6 protein-coding genes are annotated in these 6,000 nt (G+C 69.7%); all 6 read right to left on the reverse strand.

Going from position 1 to position 6,000, the window contains the following annotated elements; genetic code table 11:
- Window positions 1-119: 119 nt before the first annotated feature.
- From ABGA98_RS23135 to ABGA98_RS23160, 6 genes are read right to left on the reverse strand one after another with little or no spacing between them, the layout of a single operon-like run.
- Window positions 120-1,340, reverse strand: coding sequence for a cytochrome P450 (locus ABGA98_RS23135; protein WP_347620449.1), 1,221 nt, complete (start codon window positions 1,338-1,340; stop codon window positions 120-122).
- Window positions 1,244-2,569, reverse strand: a complete 1,326-nt coding sequence (locus ABGA98_RS23140) for a cytochrome P450 (protein ID WP_347620450.1) — start codon at window positions 2,567-2,569, stop codon at window positions 1,244-1,246. Before ABGA98_RS23140 ends, ABGA98_RS23135 begins: the two co-directional genes overlap by 97 nt.
- On the reverse strand, window positions 2,566-3,144 hold the full coding sequence (locus tag ABGA98_RS23145) for an ATP/GTP-binding protein (RefSeq protein ID WP_347620451.1): 579 nt from the start codon (window positions 3,142-3,144) through the stop codon (window positions 2,566-2,568). Before ABGA98_RS23145 ends, ABGA98_RS23140 begins: the two co-directional genes overlap by 4 nt.
- Window positions 3,125-3,478, reverse strand: a complete 354-nt coding sequence (locus tag ABGA98_RS23150) for a DUF742 domain-containing protein (RefSeq protein WP_347620452.1) — start codon at window positions 3,476-3,478, stop codon at window positions 3,125-3,127. Before ABGA98_RS23150 ends, ABGA98_RS23145 begins: the two co-directional genes overlap by 20 nt.
- A complete protein-coding gene (locus ABGA98_RS23155; protein ID WP_347620453.1) occupies window positions 3,475-3,930 on the reverse strand; it encodes a roadblock/LC7 domain-containing protein in 456 nt (151 codons plus the stop codon). Before ABGA98_RS23155 ends, ABGA98_RS23150 begins: the two co-directional genes overlap by 4 nt.
- A gap of 7 nt (window positions 3,931-3,937) precedes the next feature.
- A complete protein-coding gene (locus tag ABGA98_RS23160) occupies window positions 3,938-5,443 on the reverse strand; it encodes a hypothetical protein (RefSeq protein WP_347620454.1) in 1,506 nt (501 codons plus the stop codon).
- Between the last annotated feature and the right edge of the window lie 557 nt (window positions 5,444-6,000).

A 6,000-nucleotide genomic window follows, 5' to 3' on the forward strand; every position in this document is an offset into this window, starting at 1 on the left:
CTTTTTCGCCCTCATCCTCCTATCTCCAGAGTGTCGGCGTAGGAGAAAATCGAGTTACACAGTGTAACCGCGAGCAGCCGATGGAGGCAGAGGCGGGCCGGCCCCTGCCTCCGCGCGGGTCAGCGGCCCAGCAGGAGCGGCAGGCTGCCCCAGCCGTGCGCGATGAAGGACGGGACGTGGGGCACCTCGCTCTCCTTCACGGCCAGCCGGAGGTCCGGGAACCGGGCGAACAGCGCGGGCAGGGCGGCGAGCGCCTCCTGGCGGGCGAGCGGCGCCCCGATGCAGCGGTGCACGCCGATGCCGAACGCCAGGTGCTCGCCGTGTTCCTTGGTCGGGTCGAACCGGTCGGCCTCCGGGCCGTGCTGGTCGGGGTCGTGCCCGGCCGCCATGTAGCTGGTGATGATCGCGTCGCCCGCCTCGATCCGTACCCCGCCGATCTCGATCGGCTCGATGGCGAACCGCAGCGGCAGGTTGGCGATCGACGGCGACCAGCGCAGCGTCTCCTCGATCACCGCCTCCCAGGAGATCTCTCCCGACAGGACCCGCTCCAGGTGGTCCGGATGGGTGAGCAGGGCGTGCACCGCGTTGCCGATCAGGTTGACGGTGGTCTCGTGCCCGGCGGCGATGAGGAGCAGCAGGGTGTCGCGCAACTCGTCGTCGCTGAGCGAGTCGCCGCTGTCGCGAACGTTGATCAGCTCGGTGGTCAGGTCGTCGCCCGGGTGCTCCCGCTTGTAGGCGACCAGGCCGGGGAGCACGGTGCCGATCTGGACGGCCGTGGCCTCAGCCTGCTCCGGGGTGGCGGTGGTGTCCATGATGGCCTCCATGATCCGGGCCATCTCCTCCCGCATGTGCGCGGGGACGCCGAACAGTTCACAGATCACCCGCATCGGCAGCGGGTGGGCGTAGGCGCCGCGGAGGTCGACGGGGCGGCCAGGCGGCTGCGCGGCCATGGCGTCCAGCAGCTCCGCCACGATGCCCTCGACGATCGGCTGCATGGCCTTGGTACGGCGCGCGGTGAAGCTCGGGGCGATCAGCTTGCGCAGCCGCCGGTGCTCCTCGCCATAGGCGCTGAGCATGTTCGACACGCCGATCCAGGTCATGATCCACCTCCAGCCGGGCTCGGAGAGCGCCTGGGGCAGCAGCCGCCAGTGCCGCTTGTCCTTGCTCACCAGCGGATCGAGGATCAGCTGCTTGAGCAGGTCGTGCCGGGTGACCGCCCAGGCCGGGATGCCTCCGGTGAGCTCTACGAGGACCAGGGGGCCGAGGTCACGTAGTCGGCGGACCTCGCCGGAGAGGTCGGTGCCGAAGGGGTCGAGGACGACAGGGGCTGCATTGCCCACGGAGAATCTCCTGGTTGGTCGGGGCGGATCGGGGTGAAGCTCACCGGCAGGTGCGCCAGCGCGCGATGGAACGGGCCGGGTCGCCACGACAGCTCCTCGCGGGGCACGGTCAGTTCGAGGTCGCACAGGTGAGAGGTCAGGCGTTCGATCGCGGTCATGGCGATGAGCACGGCCGGATCGCTGGCCGGGCAGCGGTGCGCCCCGGCGCCGAAGCCCAGGTACGCGCCACCGTCGGAACGCAGCTCCTCGGGAACGTTGGTGGGCTCGGTGTTGGCCGCGGCGTAGGAGACGAGGACCAGCTCGGCCGGCTGGATCCAGGTGCCGTGGAAGTGCACGGGCTGGCGCACGAAGTACGGGCCGTAGTTCGACATCGCCGGCTCGGCGCGCAGGGCCTCCATGAGGGCGTCGTACGTGCTGAGCGCGCCGTTGGTGAGCGAGCTGAAGTAGCGGTCGTCGCTGACCATCCGGGAGATCGTGTTGGAGATCAGGTTGGCCGTGGGCTCGTAGGCGGCGGCCACCACCAGCACGAGGGTCTCCCCCAGCTCGTCGGGCTGCAGCGCGGCCGGATGGTCGATGAGCCAGGAGGTCAGGTCGTCGCCCCGCTGGGCGTGCTTGGTCTGGATCAGCTCGCCGATGTAGCGGCTGAACGCCTCGCTGCCCCGCGCGCCCGTCTCTCCGTCGGCCTCCATCATGTCCGACAGGGCCTGGGTCAGGCCGGCGCTGTCCGCGTCGGGCCGCCCGAAGAGCCGGTTGAAGATGCGGACCGGGATGAGCCGGGCGAATTCGGCGACCAGGTCGGCCTCGCCCTTCGCGGCGAACTGGCTGATGAGCGAGTCCGACACCTCGCTCACCATCTGGCGCAGCTTGTGCGGCTGGATCTGCTCGAAGCAGTCGGAGATCACCTTCCGGTAACGGGCGTGCTCGGCGCCGTCGGAGAACAGCGCGTTCGGCCGGCGGCCGAGCATGGCGATCGCCCCCGCGGCCTCCGGGGTGTCGGGTAGGCGCGCCTGCCAGGCGCTGGAGTTCTTGCTCCAGACGCCGCCGACGTTGGTGAGCACGTCCAGGGCGGCCCGGTAGCCGATCACCAGGTGGGCCTCGATGCTCGGGGCTATCTCCACGGGCGCGACCGCGCCGTGCCGCACGCGCAGCTGCGCGTAGACCGCCTGCGGGTCTCTGGCGTACTCGGGCCCGTACAGGCGCCCGGCGTCGGGCATGTAGCGCAGGGTCATGACAACACCAGCTCTCTGACGTGCTCCACCAGTGCGATCAGCGAGGCACGGGCGGAGGCGGGGTCGCGGGCGTCGCACACCATCAGAGGCGTGCGCGGGTCGAGGTCGAGCGCCTTGCGCACGGACTCCAGCGGGTAGTCCGGCGAGTCGGGGAAATGGTTGACGGCCACCGCGTAACGGATGCCCGCCTTCTCCACCAGGTCGAGGACGGCGAAGCTCTCGTCGATGCGGCGGGTGTCGGCCAGCACCAGAACCCCCAGCGCGCCGCGTACCAGCTCGTCCCACAGGACCTGGAAGCGGGTCTGTCCCGGCGCACCGAACAGGTAGAGCACGGCCCCCGGCAGGGTGAGGCGCCCGAAGTCGATCGCGGTGGTCGTGGTGGTCTTCTCGTTCACGCCGGTGAGGTCGTCGACCAGCGTGCCCGCCTGGGTGAGCACCTCCTCCGTGTTGAGGGGCTTGATCTCCGAGAGCGCACTGACGATGGTCGTCTTGCCCACGCCGAACGGCCCTGCGACGACCAGCTTGACCGGGATGTGCTCGGCACTGACACGGCTGTCAGAGAGCGCGGAGGCCACTGAGTACCAACTCCAAGATCTCGATGTCGGGCAGACTGGTGGCCACCGGCGGATTGCGGGTCAGCAACGTTCCGCTGCCGACCAGTCCGGCGACCAGCAACCGCACCACGCAGTACGGGAGGCCGAGGTGCGCGGCGCACTCGTACACCGACAACGGCCCGTCCTGCAGCAGGGCCAGCAGATGCGACCCAGGCGGGTCCAGCCCGTTGGTGGCGGCGTCGGGTGCGATGTAGACCAGGGTCGTGCGCTCGACATCGATGTGTTCGGGCACGGTCAGCCTCGCGGCGGCCATGTAGTCCGGGACGACCCGCCGCCTTTGCCGTCCGGAGGTCACGTCCGGACGCCCGGCACCCTGGCCGCGCTGGCTTCGTCAAGAGCCTTGATCAGCTTCTGCACCTGCAGTTGCACCTCGTAGGCCAGCGCGCCGATGTTGACCGCTCCGGTGGCGGCGACCACGATGGCGGCGCGGTCCCCGGCCGGGGCGATGTAGTAGTAGCCGCTGCCGGCGGAGATGACGATGTCCTCCACCCCGACGTCGGTGCCGCCGCTGAGACCCTCGCACAGGGCGCGGGCGGCCCCCAGGACGGAGCTCGTCATGGCGGCGGCGCGCTCGCCGCTCTCCGTCGTCACATCGGCCGAGCCGCCGAGGATCAGCCCGTCACGGCTCAGCACCACACCTCGCGTGACTCCGGGCAGTGCCAGGAGAGGTGACAGGACCCAGGACACGTCGAGGGACAACGCGCGACCCTTGGTCGGAACACGGCTTGAAGCGCTGTGAGCGTCCATGGAACGGTCAATTCCCTTCGGTGGTGTCGTGCGGATCGGTCGGGAACGCTTCGCGGCGGCCCGCTTCGGCTCCGATCTGGAAGTCTCCCCACCGCTTCTGGGCTTCCTCCGGGGTGGTGAGCGTGCGGCCGTCAGGGCCCTGCGAGCCGCCTCCGGCGCGCCCGGAGCCGGACGTGGGGCGCGGCGACTGGCGGCGGCGCTGCGGGAGCGGCGCCAGGTCCTCCGCCGACCGTTGTTGCGGCGCCGTCACGAAGTCGGTTCCCGCGGCGGAGGAGACCGGCTCCAGCCGCGAAACCGCCGGCAGGGGCTCCGTCCGGCCGGCCGGGACCGAGGCGCGGACCGGCTCGGGCGCCAGCACCGACGGCCGGGTGTTCTCCGGCATCTCCACCAGCAGGGCGGCGGGGACGGTCAGCACGGCCTGTACGCCGCCGAAGGCGCTCTTCTTGACCGTGACCTGCAGGCCGTAGTGCGCGGCCTGGCGGCCGATGGCGGCCCAGCCGGTGCGGGGCGGGTTGCCGAGGTCGACCAGGCGGATCGGCTGGGTGCCGCTCAGCAGGCGGGTGGCGCGGGCGTACTGCTCCTCGTTGAGGCCGACACCGGCGTCGTCGATCACGATGGCGGCGCCGCTGTTGGTCTCGTGCACGGCGATGCTCACCTTGAGCGTGCCGTAGGAGTGGTGGACCGCGTTGGCCAGCAGTTCGGCGGTGATGAACAGGATCGACTCCGCGGCGCGGGCGGCGACCCCGATCCGGCGGCGCAGGTGGTTGGCCGGGCTCTCGATGCGCTGCTCGAAGTTCTCCACCCGGGAGACGGCGCCCACCACCAGGTCCACCAGATACGTGTCGTCACGCGACAGGCCGGGCGTGGCGCCGCACGCGATGCCGGTCACCTGCACGCGACGGATGATCAGTTCGTTGAACATGTCCAGTCCCAGCACCTCGCGCAGGAGCGTGGTGTGCTCGTCGCCGCTGTAGCGCTGCTGCACATCGGCGAGCAGGTCCTGGGCGCGCAGCGCCTGGGTCTGCACGCGGGACATCGCGCCTCTGATGACCGCCTGGGCCGCTTCGTCGATGCGTTCGCCTTCCTCTCTGATGCCGCGGGCGAACGCGTCGAGAAGGGCGCTGTGCTGCCTGTCGATGTCGGTGCCTGCGAGTGCCGGCTCCTGCACGCCGGGCACGACCACGTGGGGGGTGCGCAGGTGGGACAGCAGGGCGGGAATTCGCCTCGTGATCAGGTGCTCGGTCTCGGCGCGTACGAGGTCGTGCTGGGCGCGCGCTTCGCGCAGCTGCTCCGCGCTCTCCTGGATCTGGCGCTCCGCCTGGGCCAGCCGCTGCTGGCCGGCGCTGGACTCGTGCGTCCGATGCCGCTGTTCCTGACGGGCCTGACCGAGCTGCCCGCGGACATGGGCGAGATCGCGGCGTACGCGCAGGTGGAGGAGCACGACGCCCACGAGGGCGATGAGGAGGCCAAGGGCGATGAGCGTTATCGGGACGCTGAAGGAGTCTGGCGGCATGACAAGTCCTGAGGTCGAGGAGAGCCGGCGGAATTTGTCAACCGCCGAAGAGTCTGCTAGCGGCGCGTGGCGGAATCAGCACAACGTCCGGCATGGACCATGTCGGAATGGACCGCGCCTTTCCGCGACGTCGGCACGACTGCGTGCCTGGTGCGGCTCTGCCTGGGGTAGGGCGAGGCCAAGTGACATGGCATCCTCGGTCTCAGTCGAACGACGGTCAACGGGTAAACCAGTATTCCCGTTTAGTCATGATAGTCAACCTTATGTAAAGGCGTAATTGCGTTGAGTTCGTACATATTGTCCGATTTTCCGGTTCGGCGGGGACGAAGAATTTCCGCCGCGGTGCCACCGCAAGCCAGGCAGGCCCGCTGACATCCAGCGGCCTACCTCGTTGCCCGGGACCGCCGGGGAGCCACGTGCCCGCTAGACCCAATGCCGTGTAGTTAAGGTCTGCGCCAGTGCGTCAAGGCTCTGGGCTGGTGTGGATCTCCATGCTGATCGTGGCTTTGTAGCTGGTGCGATCGACGGTGCCTCGTGCGTTGTACTTGGAGATGGCG

It is taken from the genome of Nonomuraea sp. B1E8 (assembly GCF_039871515.1).
Classification (GTDB): Bacteria; Actinomycetota; Actinomycetes; order Streptosporangiales; family Streptosporangiaceae; genus Nonomuraea.